Origin of the sequence: Streptomyces sp. NBC_00846 (genome assembly GCF_045207325.1) — a bacterium.
Classification (GTDB): Bacteria; Actinomycetota; Actinomycetes; order Streptomycetales; family Streptomycetaceae; genus Streptomyces.
On sequence record NZ_CP108847.1, the window covers coordinates 135,103 to 153,258 of the forward strand.

1 protein-coding gene (only partly in view) is annotated in these 18,156 nt (G+C 71.6%); it reads right to left on the reverse strand.

From position 1 onward, the window contains the following. On the reverse strand, positions 1-17,909 hold the 5' portion of the coding sequence (locus OG936_RS38375) for a type I polyketide synthase (RefSeq protein WP_331755243.1). Its footprint begins 16,075 nt before the window's first position; 17,909 of the gene's 33,984 nt are visible here — the first part of the coding sequence; it begins with the start codon at positions 17,907-17,909; its stop codon lies off the left edge, out of view. Between the last annotated feature and the right edge of the window lie 247 nt (positions 17,910-18,156).

An 18,156-nucleotide genomic window follows, 5' to 3' on the forward strand; every position in this document is an offset into this window, starting at 1 on the left:
ACCGCCCCGGCCAAGCCCGCACGGTCCACGACCTCATCCACCGACAGGCCCGCCACTACGGCACCCGCGCCGGTCAACGCCCCGGCCAAGTCCGCAGCACTGTCGCCCACCACCAGCCAGGTACCCGACAGCGCGGCGGTCGTCGGGAGACCGGTGAGCGGCCTCCAGGCGACCTGGTAGCGCCAGGTGTCGATCACGGACCGCTGCCGGCGCTCCCGGCGCCACGAGGCCAGCGCCGGAACCACCGACCCCAGCAACTGCGGGGCCTCCGACAGCTGGAGCGTGCCCGCGAGTTCATCGAGGTCACCACGCTCCACGGCATCCCAGAACCGCGACTCGACCGGGTCCACCACCCCGCCCGCAGCCTGAACCGGCAGCGACGGGACATCCAGCCAGTACCGCTCATGCTGGAACGCGTAGGTCGGCAAAGCGACATGGCGGCCGGTGAGCACCGCCCGCCAGTTGACGTCGACACCCGCCTTCCACGCCTCGCCGAGGCTGGTCAGCAGGCGGCGCATGCCGCCCTCACCGCGTCGCAGGGTGCCGAGTGCCGTGGCGTCGGCCCCGGTCGCGTCGATCGTCTCCTCGATGCCCACCGTGAGTACGGGGTGGGTGCTGATCTCGATGAACGTCCGCTGTCCCTGACCGAGAAGGGACCGGACGGCGCCTTCGAACTCGACCGTGGAGCAGAGGTTGTCGAACCAGTACCGGGCGTCCAGTCCGCCGTCGACCGTCTCGCCGGTCAGGGTGGAGATCATCGGAACCGTGCCGGCGACCGGAGTCAGCCCCGCCAGGTCGGTCAGGATCCGCTCCCGCAGTTCCTTCATCCGCGGCGAGTGGGACGCGTAGTTCACGGACACGCGCCGGGCGCGGATGTCCCGCCGTTCGCATACGGCGATGAGCTCGTCGAGGGCCTCGGCGTCGCCGGAGACGACGGTGGAGGAGGGGCCGTTCACCGCGGCCACCGACAGCCGGTCCGCCCAGGCCGACGACAGCAGGTCTTCCACCGTGTCCCGCCCGGCGGCCAGGGAGACCATGCCGTCCTTGCCGGCCACGCTCACCAGCACCCGCGCCCGCAGGGCCACCGCACGGGCGGCGTCGTCGAGCGACAACCGGCCCGTCACGCACGCCGCGGCGATCTCACCCTGCGAGTGACCCACGACCGCGGACGGAACGACTCCTGCCGCCCTCCATACCTCGGTCAGGGCGACCATCACCGCCCAGAGCGCAGGCTGGACCACGTCCACCCGGTCCAGGTCCTCTTCTCGCAGCAGAACGTCGGTCAGTGACCAGTCGACGTACGGGGCGAGCGCCGTCTCGCACTCGGCCATCCGCTCCCGGAAGACCGGCGAGGTGTCCCACAACTCCCGTGCCATGCCCACCCACTGGGAGCCCTGGCCCGGGTACACGAACACCACTCCGCCGCCGGAGCCCGCAACGGCGGACGTGACTCCGGCGGTCCCGACGACCGCAGCGGCTGTGGGCAGGGCGGCGAGCAGTTCGTCCAGGCTCTCGCCCACGACCACCGCGCGGTGTTCCAGCGCGGCCCGGGTCGTCGCCAGCGACCAGCCGACATCCGCCGGGTCCAGCTCCGGCCGCTCCTCGACGAACGACCCCAGCCGCTCCACCTGAGCCCGCAGCGCGGCCTCGGACTTCGCCGACACCACCCACGCCGACACACCCGAAACAGGCGCAACCGAAGCAGGCTCTGACTCGGACTGCTGCTCCGGCGCCTGCTCCAGGACCACATGGGCGTTGGTGCCGCTGATACCGAACGAGGACACCGCCGCACGCCGCGGACGCTCCACCTCGGGCCAGGCCCGGGACTCGGTCAGCAACTCCACCGCGCCGGCCGACCAGTCCACATGCTGCGACGGCTCGTCGACGTGCAGCGTCGCGGGCAGCACACCCTGCCGCAGTGCCATCACCATCTTGATCACACCCGCGACACCCGCGGCCGCCTGGGCGTGGCCGATGTTGGACTTGACCGAGCCCAGCCACAGCGGCTCGTCGGTCCCGCCCCGCTCCTGGCCGTACGTGGCCAGGAGCGCCTGCGCCTCGATCGGGTCACCCAGACGGGTGCCCGTCCCGTGCGCCTCCACGACATCCACGTCCGCACCCGTCAGCCGGGCATTCGCCAGCGCCTGACGGATCACCCGCTGCTGCGAGGGACCGTTCGGCGCCGACAGGCCGTTGGACGCACCGTCCTGGTTCACCGCGCTGCCCCGCACGACCGCCAGCACCTGGTGCCCGTTGCGGACGGCGTCCGACAGCCGCTCCACGAGCAGCAGACCCACGCCCTCGGACCAGCCCGTACCGTCGGCCGCCGAGGAGAACGCCTTGCAGCGACCGTCCGACGCGAGGCCGTCCTGCCGGTCGAACTCGGCGAACATACCCGGGGTGGCCATCACGGTCACGCCACCGGCCAGCGCCATGTCGCACTCGCCGGTGCGCAGCGCCTGAGCAGCCCAGTGCAGAGCCACCAGCGACGAGGAGCACGCCGTGTCCACCGTCACCGCGGGCCCTTCGAGACCGAAGGAGTAGGCGACACGACCCGAGATGACGCTCGGCGCATTGCCGGTCAGCAGGTGGCCGTCCGCCCCCTCCGGCATCTGCATGCCCACCCCGTAGGTGGAGGACGAAGACCCGACGAACACGCCGGTCGAGGTTCCCCGGACCCGCGCAGGCGCGATTCCGGCCGACTCGAGCGTCTCCCAGGCCGCCTCCAGCAGCAGCCGCTGCTGCGGGTCCATCGCCAGCGCCTCACGCGGCGAGATCCCGAACATCGCCGCGTCGAACTCGTCCGCGTCATGGACGAACCCGCCCACACCCCCGGCTGCCTCGGACGCACTCATCGGCCAGCCGCGATTGACCGGGAAGGGCGACATCCCGTCGGTCGCGCCGGCCACCAGCTCCCACAACTGCTCCGGCGAGGTCACACCGCCGGGATAGCGGCAGGCCATCCCCACGATCGCGATCGGCTCGTCGTTCCCGGTGGTGAGCGCGGGCCGCGTGACGTCCGGCTGTGTCTCCCACGCCCCGAAGAACTGCGACAGCAGATGATCGGTGAGAGCAATCGGCGTGGGGTAGTCGAACACCAGCGTCGCGGGCAGCCGAAGTCCGGTGGACGAGGTCAGCAGATTGCGCAGTTCCACCGCGGTCAGCGAGTCGAAGCCCAGGTCCTTGAACGCCTGACGCTCACCGACCGCGTCGGTCGAACCGTGGCCGAGGACCGTCGCGGCGCTGCCACGCACCAACTCCAGCAGGAGCTGGTGCCGTTGTCCCTCGGGGACGGACCGCAGCCGCTGGGCGAGTGCCAGACCGGCGACGGACTCCTGTGCGACCGCACGCCGCACCCGGCCCGACACCAGGCCGCGCAGCAGCGCGGGCACCTCACCGGCCGCACGCACGGCAGCAAGGTCCAGGTTGATCGGTATCAGGTGTGCTGTGGGGCGGTTGAGGGCGGTGTCGAAGAGGGCGAGTCCTTGTGCGGTGGACAGGGTGGTGCCTGCGGTGGTGGCGCGGGTCCGGTCGGTGTGGGCGAGTGCGCCGGTCATGGTGCTGGCTTGTTCCCACATGCCCCAGGCGAGGGAGAGGCCGGGCAGGCCGTGTGCGCGGCGGCGGGTGGCGAGGGCGTCGAGGTAGGCGTTGGCGGCGGCGTAGTTGGCCTGTCCGGGGGTGCCGAACGTTGCCGATGCGGAGGAGTAGAGGACGAACATGGCGAGGTCGGTGTCGCGGGTGAGTTCGTCGAGGTTGGTTGCGGCGGTGGCCTTGGCGCGCAGGACGGTGTCCAGGCGTTCCTGGGTCAGCGCGGTGACGATGCCGTCGTCGAGGATGCCGGCGGCGTGGACGACGCCGGTGAGCGGGGTCTCGGTGGGGATGGCGTCGAGGACGGTGGCGAGGGCGTCGCGGTCGGCGGCGTCGCACGCCACGATGCTTGCCTGCGCGCCGAGTTCGGCCAGTTCCTCGATGAGAGCGGCTGCGCCGGGGGCGTCGGGGCCCTGGCGGGACAGCAGGAGCAGGTTGCGGACGCCGTGTTCGGTGGCGAGGTGGCGGGCGAGGAGTCCGCCGAGGGTTCCGGTGCCGCCGGTGATCAGTACGGTGCCGTCGGGGTTGGGGCGGACGGGGAGGGAGAGGACGTTCTTGCCGGTGTGCTTGGCCTGGGCCATGTGCCGCCAGGCGGTGACCGCTTCACGCACGTCCCACACGGTCAACGGCAGCGGTGCGAGCACACCCGCCTCGAACAGGGCGACGACCTCGGTCAGGATGCGGCCCATACCCTCGGGACCCGCATCCGACAGGTCGAACGGGTAGTACGGGACGTCGAGGCCGGCCCGGATGTCGGTCTTGCCCATCTCGACGAACCGGCCGCCGGGGGCCAGCAGCCTCAGTGACGCGTCGACGTACTCGCCCGCAAGCGAGTTCAGCACGACGTCGACACCCCTGCCGCCGGTCGCGGTCCGGATCCGGTCTTCGAAGTCGAGGTCGCGGGAGGAGGCGATGCGTGAGGGGTCGACTCCGCCTGCGATGACGGTGGGCCACTTGGCGGGGCTGGCGGTGGCGTACACCTCCAGGCCCCAGTGACGGGCCAGTTGGACGGCGGCCATGCCGACACCACCGGCGGCCGCGTGGATCAGCACGGATTCACCGGCCTTGACCTGGGCCAGGTCTCGCAGTCCGTACCAGGCCGTCGCGAACACCAGCGGCACCGCTGCCGCCTGCGCCCACGTCCAGCCCGACGGAACCTTCACGAGCAGTTCCCGGCCCGCCACCGCCTCGTCGGCGAACCCACCGTCGAAGAACCCGAACACCCGGTCACCGACAGCAAGGTCGCCGACACCGGGACCGGTCTCCACGACGACACCGGCCGCCTCGGAGCCCATGACGCCAGGTTCCGGATACATGCCCAGTCCCAGGAGCACGTCCCGGAAGTTCACACCCGCCGCACGGATCTCGACCCGCACCTGGCCGGATTCCAGAGGCAGCGAGCCGGCTCCCTCAAGGTGGAGGGACTCCAGGGTCCCGTCGGTGCCGGGCAGAAGGCGCCAGTTGTGGTCCGGCAGTACCAGTCCGCTGCGTCCGGCGCGCATCAGGCGGGGCGCCAGCAGCGCACCCTGACGGATGGCGACCTGCGGCTCGTCGAGACCGGTGAGCAGGGCGAGGTCGAGCTGGTCGTCGGTGGCCGGGTCGGTGTCGACGAGCACGATGCGGTCCGGGTGCTCGGACTGCGCGGAGCGCACCAGACCCCATACCGCCGCACCCACCGGGTCCACGGCACGGCCAGGACCCGCGGGCATGGCTCCCCGGGTCACGACCGCCAGACGCGAACCGAACGTGCTCTCGTCCGCCAGCCACTCCTGCACACCACGCAGCACCTCGCCGAGGACCTGCTCCACCGGGCCGTCGCCGGCCGGCAGCACCGTCCACGCCGTCTCACCGGAAGCACCGCCGGGCGGGAGCGCGACCCACTCGACCGCGAAGAGCGCGTCGTCCGCCGCGTTCCCGGACGCCGACAACTGCTCCGCCGACACCGCACGCGACACCAGCGAACGGACCACCGCGACCGGCGCACCGGTCCCGTCCGCCGCCTGAACCGTGAAGCCTTCGCCCTCGGGACGGATCGCCACCCGCAGCGCGGTCGCCCCGACCGCGAACAACTCCACACCCGACCACGCGAACGGCAACCGCGGCCCACTCGCTTCAGCGTCGGCGCTCGGGACCAGCCCGGAGGGGTGCAGTGCCGCGTCGAAGAGGGCGGGGTGGATACCGAACCCGTCCACCGACTCCGCGATCGCCACCTCGGCGTAGACACCGGAAGCGTCCCGCCAGGCCGCCTGGACGCCCTGGAACGCCGGACCGTAACCGAAGCCCGCACCCGCCAGCGCCTCGTAGAACCCGTCGACGTCCACCGCCTCCGCACCCTGCGGAGGCCACACACTCAGCTCGAAACCCGCCCCCGAAGCAGCCTGCTCCGCCAGCGAACCGGACGCGTGCAGCGTCCATTCGTCCACGCCCTCGGCACGGGCATGGACATGCAGCGGCCGGTCGCCCGAAGCATCCGGGCCCTCGACCCGCACCTGAACCTGCACACCACCGGACTCCGGCAGCACCAGCGGAGCCCGCAGCACCAGCTCCCGCAACAGACCGCAGTCGACCTCCTGCCCCGCCCGCAGCACCATCTCCACCAACGCGGTCCCAGGCACCACCACATGCCCCGACACCACATGATCGGCCAGCCACGGCTGAGTATCCATGGAGAGACGGCCGGTGAGGAGCACGCTGTCCGCGTCGGCGAGGGCCACCACGGAGCCGAGCAGCGCGTGCTCGGCGCCCTGGATGCCCAGTGCGCCCGCGTCCGCGCCGAGTATGCCCGGCTGCGGCCAGTAGCGTTCGCGCTGGAAGGGGTAGGTGGGCAGGTCGACCGTCCGGCCGCCCCAGTCGGCGAACACGGCGCGCCAGTCGATGTCGGTGCCGGAGGCCCACAGGCGGCTGATCGCGGTGAGGGCGGTGTCGGTCTCGTCGCGGTCCTTGCGCAGGACGGGGACGAACTCGGCCTCGGTGACGGTGTCCTGGGCCATGCCGGACAGGACGCCGTCGGGGCCGAGTTCGAGGTAGCGGGTGACGCCCATGGTGTGGAGGGTGGCGACGCCGTCGGCGAAGCGGACGGGCTGGCGGACCTGGTTCAGCCAGTACTCCGGCTGCTGCATGGCACCCGGTTCGGCAACGGCTCCGGTCAGGTTCGAGACCACCGGGATGCGGGCGGCACGGTACGTCAGGCCGTTCAGGACGGTCGCGAACTCGTCCAGCATTGGTTGCATCAGGGCCGAGTGGAAGGCGTGCGACACCGACAGGACGTTGAACCGCAGGCCACGGACCGCGCAGTAGGCGGCGTAGCGCTCGATGGTCTCGGCGGTGCCGGACAGGACGACGGAGTTCGGGCCGTTGACGGCGGCGATGTCGAGGCCGGAGTCGGCGACGTCGTCTTCGGTGGCCTGGACGGCGAGCATGCCGCCGCCCGTGGGCAGGGCCTGCATCAGGCGGCCGCGTTCGGCGACCAGGGTGCAGGCGTCGTCGAGGTCGAGGATGCCCGCGACGTGGGCGGCGCTGATCTCACCGAGCGAGTGACCGAGCAGCACATCCGGGCTCACCCCCCACGACTCGACGAGCCGGTACAGGGCGACTTCGAGGGCGAAGAGGCCGGCCTGTGCCCACATCGTGTGGTCGAGGTCGGTGCCGTCGGTCAGGACCTCCCGGAGCGGGCGCTCCAGCCGGACGTCGAGCCGGGCGCAGACAGCATCAAAGGCTTCGGCGAAGACGGGGAACGCCTTGTAGAGCCCCAGGCCCATACCGGCACGCTGCGAGCCCTGGCCGGTGAACAGGAACGCGGTTCGGCCCTCGGTAGCGAGCCCGGAGGCCAGCAACGTGTCGCCGTGGAGCACCGCGCGGTGCTCCAGCGGAGCCCGAGTGGTGGCCAGTGACCAGCCGACGTCCACCGGATCCAGGGTGGGGCGCTGCGACGCAAAGGACCGCAGTCGTTCGGTCTGGGCACGCAGGGCGGTCTCGGACTTCGCCGACACCGCCCAGGGAATGAGTCTGGGTGGCGTCGCACGGACCGCCGTTACCTTGACGGTCTCCGCGGCGGAAGGCTGTTCGAGGATGACGTGGGCGTTGGTGCCGCTGATGCCGAACGAGGAGATGGCGGCACGGCGCGGCCGGTCCGACTCGGGCCACTGACGCTGTTCGGTGAGGAGTTCGACCGCGCCGGTGGTCCAGTCGACCTGGGGTGTGGGCTCGTCGACGTGGAGGGTGGCGGGCATCACGCCGTGGCGCATGGCCATGATCATTTTGATGATGCCGGCGACACCGGCGGCGGCCTGGGTGTGGCCGATGTTGGACTTGATGGATCCGAGCCAGAGCGGCTCGCCGGCCTCGCCGCGGTCTTGGCCGTAGGTGGCGAGCAGGGCCCCTGCTTCGATCGGGTCGCCGAGCCGGGTGCCGGTGCCGTGTGCCTCGACGACGTCGACATCGGCACCGGTGAGCTGGGCGTTGGCGAGGGCCTGGCGGATCACGCGTTGTTGGGAGGGGCCGTTGGGGGCGGTGAGGCCGTTGGAGGCGCCGTCCTGGTTGATGGCGCTGCCCTGGACGACTGCCAGAACGTGGTGGCCGTTGCGGCGGGCGTCGGACAGCCGTTCGACGAGGAGGAGGCCGACGCCTTCGGCCCAGCCGGTGCCGTCGGCGGCGGCGGCGAAGGACTTGCAGCGGCCGTCGGAGGCGAGGCCGTCCTGGCGGTCGAACTCGGCGAATGCGCCGGGGGTGACCATGACGGTGACGCCGCCGGCGAGGGCCATGTCGCATTCGCCGGTTCGCAGGGCCTGGGCGGCGAGGTGGAGGGCGACGAGGGAGGAGGAGCAGGCGGTGTCGATGGTGAGGGCCGGGCCTTCGAGGCCGAAGACGTAGGCGAGTCGGCCGGAGATGACGCTGCTGGCGGTTCCGGTGAGCAGGTGTCCCTCGGCGCCGGTGACTTGGGTGCCGTAGCCGGAGGGGGAGGCGCCGGCGAACACGCCGACGTTGTGGCCCTTCAGGGAGCGGGGGTTGATGCCTGCGGTTTCGAGGGTTTCCCACGCGGTTTCCAGCAGGAGGCGCTGCTGGGGGTCCATGGCGAGGGCTTCACGCGGTGAGATGCCGAACAGGGCGGCGTCGAACTCGTCGGCGTCGTGGACGAAACCGCCCACCGAAGCGCTTGAATCGAGCAGGGCGGTGGGCCAGCCGCGGTCGTCGGGGAACGGGGTGACGCCGTCCGCCCCGCCCGCTACCAGGTTCCACAGCTCCTCCGGGGAGGTGACGCCTCCGGGGTAGCGGCAGGCCATGCCCACGATCGCGACCGGTTCGTCGAGGATGGCACCCGCGACTGCGGGGGTGTTCTGTGCGGTGTCGCCTGCCAGGTGGGACAGGAGGTGGTCGGTGAGGGCGGTCGGGTTGGGGTGGTCGAAGACGAGGGTGGCGGGGAGCGTCAGGCCGGTCTCGGTGGTCAGCAGGTTGCGCAGTTCGACCGCCATCAGCGAGTCGAAGCCCAGATCGCGGAACGCCCGCCCGGGCTCGACCGCGTCCGCACCCGTGTGCCCGAGCACCGCGGCGGCCCGCTCACGCACCAGATCCAGCACGAATCGGGCCCGTTCCCCGGCAGGGACGTCCAGGAGTCGCTGCCGCAGTCCCTGCGCGGCACCACCGTCCGGCGTGCCTGCGAGCGCCTCCGCAGCTTCCGGAAGCTCGGAGAACAAGGCGCTGGGACGGGACGAGGTGAACGCCGGGGAGAACACCGACCAGTCAGTGTCGGTGACGGTCACGCAGGTTTCCTGGCCGTCCACCGCCGCTGCCAGGGCCCGGATCGAGAGGGCCGGGTCCATCGGCAGCAACCCGCGTCGGCGCAGTGCCTGTTCGGTCTCGTCCTGGACCGCCATGCCGGCTCCGGCCCAGGGGCCCCAGGCCACGGATGTGCCGGGGAGTCCGCGGTCGTGGCGGTGTTGGATCCAGGCGTCGAGGAAGGCGTTGCCGGCCGCGTAGGCGGCCTGGCCGCCGCTGCCCCAGGTCGCGGCGATCGAGGAAAACACCACGAACAGGTCGAGCGGCAGATCTGCGGTCAGCTCGTCGAGGTATCTCGTGCCGTCGACCTTGGCCCGCAGTACGGCGTCGAACGCTTCCGGGGTGGCTGCCTCAAGCCATTGCGGGACGTCGACCCCGGCCGCGTGGACGATGCCGGTCAGCGGCAGGTCGGCGGGCACGTCGGCGAGGACGGTGGCGAGGGCGTCGCGGTCGGCGACGTCGCAGGCCGTGACCGTGACCTGCGCCCCCAGCCCGGACAGCTCCTCGACCAGACCCTCGGGCGCGGCACCGCCGCGGCTGGTCAGCAGCAGATGCGGCACACCCCGGCCCGCGAGCCAGCGCGCGACCTCGGCACCCAGACCACCGGTGCCACCGGTGACGAGCACGGTCCCCGACGGCCGCCAGCCCTCACCGACCACCACGGCCGGCACCGCACGCGCCACACGACGGCCGTACACACCCGCCCCGCGGATCGCGACCTGATCCTCACCACCACCGGCCAGGATGCCGGCGAGGCGGGCACCCGCCCGCTCGTCCAGGACCTCGGGCAGGTCAACGAGACCGCCCCAGCGCTGCGGCAGCTCCAGCGCCGCGACCCGGCCCATGCCCCACACCGCCGCCAGGTCCGGATCAGTCAGCCGGTCCGAGCCGCCCACCGACACCGCGCCCCGGGTCAGCACCCACAACGGTGCGTTCACCCCGGCCAGTGCCTGGACCACGGACAGTGTCTCCACCCACCCCGACGGGGCCAGGACGACACCCGCCAGGTCGGGCAGTCCCGGCACCTCACCGGCCGGAACGCTGACCACCGTCGCACCCGCCGCCGACAGGGCCGCGGACACCGCCGGATCCTCGGCGCCGACAACCGCCCACACCCCCGACAGCACTCCCGCCTGCGGCAGGCCGTCGAGCGGCTTCCACATGACGCGGTAACGCCACGAGCCGAGCGTCGAACGCTCCCGGTGACGCCGCCGCCACTCCGCCAGAGCCGGCAGGGCCGACTCCAGACCGGCGAGCTCGGACAGGTCCTCGCGTTCCACCGCGTCCCAGAACGCGGCATCGACCAGATCCCCACCACCGCCCGCAGCGGCCACCGCCGACAGCTCCGGCCAGAACCGCTCCCGCTGGAAGGCATACGTCGGCAGATCCACCACCCGACCGCCCCAACCGGCGAACACCACAGACCAGCCGACCTCGACACCACAGGCCCACAGACGACCGGCCGCGGTCAGCGCACTGCCGGCCTCGTCCCGGTCCTTGCGCAGCACAGGGATGAACTCGGCGTCGCTGACGGTCTCCTGGGCCATGCCCGACAGCACACCGTCCGGACCCAGCTCCACATACCGCGTCACGCCCATCGCGTCGAGCGCCGCCACACCGTCCGCGAACCGCACCGCCTGCCGCACCTGACGCAGCCAGTACCCCGGGTCCTGCATGGCACCCCGCTCGGCCACCGCACCCGTCAGGTTCGAGACCACCGGGATCTGCGCCGGGTGGAAGGTCAAACCGGCAAGCACCGCCGCGAACTCGTCCAGCATCGGCTCCATCAGCGCCGAGTGGAACGCGTGCGACACCGACAGCACCCGGACCCGCAGGCCACGCTCCGCGCATGCGGCGGCATACCGCTCGACAGCCTCGACCGCGCCCGACAGGACGACGGAGTTCGGGCCGTTGACGGCCGCGACGTCCAGGCCGGAGCCGACGACCTCGGCCTCCGTCGCCCGGACAGCGAGCATGCCGCCACCCGCGGGCAGCGCCTGCATCAGCCGGCCCCGCTCCGCCACCAGCACACACGCATCGTCCAGGTCGAGGATCCCCGCGACATGCGCGGCGCTGATCTCACCCAGCGAGTGCCCCAGCAGCACATCCGGGGTGACACCCCAGGACTCCACCAGCCGGAACAGCGCCACCTCAAGGGCGAACAGCCCCGCCTGCGCCCAGCCGGTCCGGTCCAGGTCGACGCCGTCGGTCAGAACCTCCCGCAGCGGGCGCTCCAGCCGGACGTCCATCCGCGCGCACACCGCGTCGAACGCCTCCGCGAACACCGGGAACGCCTCGTACAGCCCCAGCCCCATACCCGCACGCTGCGAACCCTGCCCCGTGAACAGGAACGCGGTCTTTCCTGCGGCCACGACACTGGTGGCGAGTGTCGTGTCGCCGTGGAGCACCGCACGGTGCTCCAGTGCGGTCCGCGTGGTGGCGAGCGACCAGGCCACGTCGACCGGGTCCAGTTCGGGCTGTTCGGCGACGAAGGCTCGCAGGCTTGCGATCTGTGCGCGTAGGGCGGTGTCGGACTTGGCCGAGACGAGCCACGGCACCGGTCCGGGGCGCGTTGCCGACGGTTCGGCGACTGCCACCGGCTCGGGCGCGGGTGCCTGTTCGAGGATGATGTGGGCGTTGGTTCCGCTGATGCCGAACGAGGAGACCGCAGCGCGGCGCGGACGGTCCACCGCAGGCCACGCGCGCTGCTCGGTGAGGAGTTCGACCCCGCCGGCGGTCCAGTCGACCTGGGTCGACGGTTCGTCGATGTGGAGGGTTGCGGGCATCAGGCCGTGGCGCAGGGCCATGACCATCTTGATGACGCCGGCGACGCCGGCGGCGGCCTGGGTGTGGGCGATGTTGGACTTGACCGAGCCGATCCACAAAGGCTCGTGACCGGCGCGGTCTTGGCCGTAGGTCGCCAGCAGCGCCTGGGCCTCGATCGGGTCGCCGAGCCGCGTGCCGGTGCCATGGGCCTCGACCACGTCGATGTCCGCACCGGTCAGGTCGGCGTTGGCCAGCGCCTGGCTGATGACCCGCTGCTGCGAGGGCCCGTTCGGCGCCGACAGGCCGTTGCTGGCGCCGTCCTGGTTGACGGCGCTGCCCCGCACGACAGCGAGGATCTTGTGCCCGTTGCGTTGGGCGTCCGACAGTCGCTCCACCAGCAGCAGGCCGACGCCTTCGCCCCAGCCCATGCCGTCGGAGGAATCGGCGAACGACTTGCACCGGCCGTCGGAGGCCAGCCCGCCCTGACGGTCGAACTCGCCGAACACGCCGGGGTTGGCCATGACGGTCACGCCGCCGGCGAGCGCCATGTCGCACTCGCCCGTCCGCAGGGCCTGCGCCGCCAGGTGCAGGGCGACAAGCGACGACGAACACGCGGTGTCCACCGTCACCGCCGGGCCCTCCAGCCCGAAGGCGTAGGACACCCGTCCGGACATGACGCTGGTGGCGTTGCCGGTGAGCAGGTGTCCTTCGGCGCCTTGGGGGATCTGGGTTCCGGTGCCGTAGCCGGAGGTGGTGCCGCCGACGAACACGCCTGTGGCGGTGCCTGCGAGTGAGCGGGGATCAACTCCCGCCGCTTCGAAGGCCTCCCACGTGGTTTCCAGCAGCAGTCGTTGCTGGGGGTCCATGGCGAGGGCTTCTCGGGGGCTGATGCCGAACAGGTCGGCGTCGAACTCGTCGGCGTGGTCGAGGAACGCGCCCCGGCCGGCGATGCCCGCGGGCCAGCCACGGTCGGTGGGGAACGGCCCCACCGCGTCGCCCGCGTTTGCGACCAGGTCCCACAGGGACTGGGCCGAGGTCACCGAGCCGGGGAAGCGGCAGGCCATGCCGACGATGGCGATCGGCTCGTCGACGCCGCCGGCGGCTGCCACCGCCCGGGCCTGCGACGCTGTGCCGGGTGCGATGTCGGAGAGTTCGGTGAGGAGGAAGTCGGTCAGGACGAGGGGTGTGGGGTGGTCGAAGACGAGGGTGGCCGGCAGCCTGAGTCCGGTGACCGACTGGAGACGGTTGCGGACCTCGACTGCCATCAGGGAGTCGAATCCGAGGTCGCGGAAGGCCCGGCCGGCTTCCACGGACTCCCCGTCCGCGTGCCCGAGGACGGCCGCGGCGTGGGTGCGCACGACGTCCAGCACCACCTGCCGGCGCTGCGCGGCCGCTGTCCCTGCGAGCTGCTGCCGCAGGTCGGCTGCTCCGCCGTCCTCCTCGAACGATGACGACGTGTCCGGGGTGGTGGCTTCGGGGAGGTTGGCGAGGAGTCGGCTGGGGCGGATGGCGGTGAACGAGGCTGTGAACGTGGGCCAGTCGATGTCGGCGACGGTCAGTCCCGACTCCCCGGCGTCGACGGCTGCCGCGAGGGTGCGCATGGCGAGTTCGGGGTTCATCGGGGCCATGCCGCGTCGGCGCAGGAGCTGCTGGGTCTCACCCTGGACGGCCATACCGGCACCGTCCCAGGGGCCCCAGGCCACGGACGTGGCGGACAGGCCGCGTTCACGGCGCTCGGCCGCCCAGGCGTCGAGGAACGCGTTCGCCGCGGCGTAGGCGCCCTGACCCGCACCACCCCACACTGCGGCGCCGGAAGAGAAGACGACGAACAGGTCGAGCGGAAGGTGGGTGGTCAGGGCCTCCAGGTGTGCGACCCCGTCGATCTTCGCGCCGATCACCGCGGCCGTGGTGTCCCGGTCGGCGGCCTCCAGCATCTGCGTGTCTCCGACACCGGCCGCATGCACCACACCGGTGAGCGGAGCATCTGCCGGAACAGCGGCGATGACCTCGGCGAGCGCATCCCGGTCGGCGACATCGCACGCGGCCACGGTGACCCGGGACCCGAGCGCTGCCAGCTCCTCGACCAGGCCGTCCGGGGCGGTCCCTCGGCGGCTGGTCAGCACCAGATGCGGCACACCCCGACCCGCCAGCCACCGCGCAACCTCAGCGCCCAGCGCCCCGGTACCACCCGTGACCAGCACGGTTCCTGAGGGCTGCCATCCCTCGCCCGCCGCATCAGTCGCCGCTGCCCGGACCAAACGCCGGGCGTAGACACCGGAGCCACGCACGGCGGTCTGGTCCTCACCGTCACCGGTGGTCAGGACGGCCGCGAGGCGGCCGGACGCCTTCGTGTCCAGGGTCTCGGGCAGGTCGATCATGCCGCCCCAGCGCTGCGGGAACTCCAGCGCCGCGACCCGGCCCAGACCCCACACCGCGGCCTGCACCGGATCCAGCACCCGGTCCGACGCACCGACAGCGACCGCACCCCGCGTGAGCACCCACAACGGCGCGTCCACCCCGGCATCACCCAGCGCCTGCAACAGCACCGTCACCCGGGTGAGTTCATCCGCCACCACATCAGCAGTGCGGTCGGCCGTCCCCGCGCCAGCCGCCAGCACCACACCGCACACATCCGGCACGGCAGCGACCGCCCCGGCCAAGCCCGCACGGTCCACGACCTCATCCACCGACAGGCCCGCCACTACGGCACCCGCGCCGGTCAACGCCCCAGCCAAGTCCGCAGCACTGTCGCCCACCACCAGCCAGGTACCCGACAGCGCGGCGGTCGTCGGGAGACCGGTGAGCGGCCTCCAGGCGACCTGGTAGCGCCAGGTGTCGATCACGGACCGCTGCCGCCGCTCCCGGCGCCACGACGCCAGCGCCGGAACCACCGACCCCAGCAACTGCGGGGCCTCCGACAGCTGGAGCGTGCCCGCGAGTTCATCGAGGTCACCACGCTCCACGGCATCCCAGAACCGCGACTCGACCGGGTCCACCACCCCGCCCGCAGCCTGAACCGGCAACGACGGGACATCCAGCCAGTACCGCTCATGCTGGAACGCGTAGGTCGGCAAAGCGACATGGCGGCCGGTGAGCACCGCCCGCCAGTTGACGTCGACACCCGCCTTCCACGCCTCGCCGAGGGAGCTCAGGACACGGCGCACCCCGGCCTCGCCCCGTCGCAGGGTGCCCAGTGCGGTGGCCTCGGCCCCGGTCGCGTCGATGGTTTGCTCGATGCCCATGGTGAGCACGGGATGAGGGCTGATCTCGATGAACGTGCGCGTGCCCTGTTCCAGCAGGGTCCGGACAGCGCCTTCGAACTGGACCGTGGAGCAGAGATTGTCGAACCAGTACTGGGCGTCCAGTCCGTCTTCGATCGCCTCGCCGGTCAGGGTGGAGATCATGGGAATCGCGCCGGAGACCGGAGACAGCCCGGCCAGGTCGGTCAGGATCCGCTCCCGCAGTTGCCTCATCCGCGGTGAGTGGGCCGCGAAGTTTATCGCAACGCGGCGGGCGCGGATGCCCCGCTGTTCGCATACGGCGGCGAGCTCGTCGAGGGCCTCGGTGTCGCCGGAGACCACGGTGGAGGAGGGGCCGTTCACCGCGGCCACGAACAGACGGTCAGGCCAGGCCGAGACCAGGTCTTCGACGGTGTCCCGCCCCGCCGTCAGGGAGATCGCGCCGTCCTTGCCGGACACGGCCACCAGCGCCTGCGCCCGCAGGGCCACCGCACGTGCGGCATCGTCGAGCGACAACCTGCCCGTCACACACGCCGCGGCGATCTCACCCTGCGAATGACCCACCACCGCGGACGGCACCACACCCGCCGAACGCCACACCTCCGCCAGGGATACCATCACCGCCCACAGCACCGGCTGGACCACATCCACCCGGTCCAGGTCCCCGTCCCGCAACAACACATCGGTCAGCGACCAGTCGACGTACGGGGCGAGCGCCGTCTCGCACTCGGCCAGCCGCTCCCGGAACACCGGCGAGGCATCCCACAACTCCCGCGCCATGCCCACCCACTGCGAGCCCTGACCCGGGAAAACGAACACCACACCACCGGCACCCGTAACGGCCGACGTGGCCACGGACAGCCCGGCCAGCAACTCCTCCCGGCCCTCCCCCACGACCACCGCACGATGCTCCAACGCAGCCCGCGTCGTCGCCAGCGACCAGCCCACGTCCACCGGGTCCAGCTCCGGCCGCTCCGCGACGAACGAGGTCAGCCGCTCCACCTGCGCCCGCAACGCGGCCTCGGACTTCGCCGACACCACCCACGCCGACACACCCGGAACCGAAGCCGGGGAGACCGAACCGGTCGATACAGAGTTGGAAGATGTCGAACCGAGCGACACCGAACCAAGCGGCACCGAAGCCGGCTCGGCGGGCTCCGATTCCGACGCCGAATCGGACACGGGCTCCGACTCCGGTGCCTGCTCCAGAATCACGTGCGCGTTGGTACCGCTGATGCCGAACGAGGACACGCCCACGCGCCGCGGGCGGTCCGTCACGGGCCAGGGACGTGCCTCCGTCAGCAGTTCGACCGCACCGACCGACCAGTCGATCTCCGTCGACGGTTCATCGGCGTGCAGCGTCGCCGGCAGCACACCGTGTTGCATGGCCATGACCATCTTGATGACACCCGCGACACCTGCCGCGGACTGGGTGTGACCGATGTTCGACTTCACCGACCCGAGCCACAACGGACGGGACTCGTCGCGGTCCTGGCCGTAGGTCGCCAGCAGCGCCTGCGCCTCGATCGGGTCACCCAGCCGGGTGCCCGTCCCGTGCGCCTCCACCGCGTCGATGTCGGCGCCGGTGAGCCGGGCGTTGGCGAGGGCCTGGCGGATGACCCGCTGCTGCGACGGCCCGTTGGGTGCCGTCAGACCGTTCGACGCGCCGTCCTGGTTGATGGCGCTGCCGCGCACGACCGCCAGCACCTGGTGTCCGTTGCGCCGGGCGTCCGACAGTCGCTCCAGCAGCAGCAGGCCGACGCCTTCGCCCCAGCCCGTGCCGTCCGCGGCCTGCCCGAACGACTTGCAGCGTCCGTCGCCGGCGAGGCCGTCCTGACGGTCGAACTCGACGAACATGCCGGGGCCGACCATGACCGTGACACCGCCGGCCAGTGCCATGTCGCAGTCGCCCGCCCGCAGCGCGAGGCCTGCCAGGTGGAGGGCGACCAGCGAGGAGGAGCAGGCGGTGTCGATGGTGACGGCGGGGCCTTCGAGGCCGAAGGCGTAGGAGACGCGGCCAGACGCGACACTGGTCGCGTTCCCCGTGCCGCGGAACGCCTCGCCGGCACCGGGCAGAGGGGCGTCGCCGTAGCCGGAGGTGGCCGCTCCGGCGAAAACTCCGACACCGCGCCCCTTCAGCGAACGTGGGTCGACCCCGGCCGTCTCGAAGGTCTCCCAGGCGGTCTCCAGCAGGAGGCGCTGCTGCGGGTCCATGGCGACGGCCTCGCGCGGCGAGATGCCGAACAGGCCGGGGTCGAAGTCGGTGGCGTCGTGGACGAAGCCGCCCATGGCCGTCACGCCGGCCGGCAGGAGGGAGGACCAGCCGCGGTCGGAGGGGAACGGTGTGATGCCGTCCCCGCCGGTGCTGACCAGTCGCCACAGGTCGGAGGGAGAGCGTACGTCCCCGGGCAGACGGCAGCCCATCGCGATGATGGCGATCGGCTCGTTTTCCCGGTCCTGTGCCGCCTGCAGGCGCCTGCGCGTATGGCGGAGATCGGTCATTACGCGCTTCAGGTAATCGACGTACTTCTCTTCATTCTCCACCCGAATCCACCTTACTTCCGGGGCAGTGGGTAGAAATGTCAAGCCTGAACCCAACAGCCCTCTGCGACCCAGCAGCCCAGAGCTGCGGAGAACGGAGACCAGGATCAAATTAGGAGATCAAAGCACTGATACGGCAACCCCTAATCGACCCCTCAATGTCCCCGGGAGATGAATTCCCGGAGAACGCGGAACGAGCGGTGGAACGGGGGAGCGAAAAGGGGAACGGCGAAATGACGGAGCGTCGGAA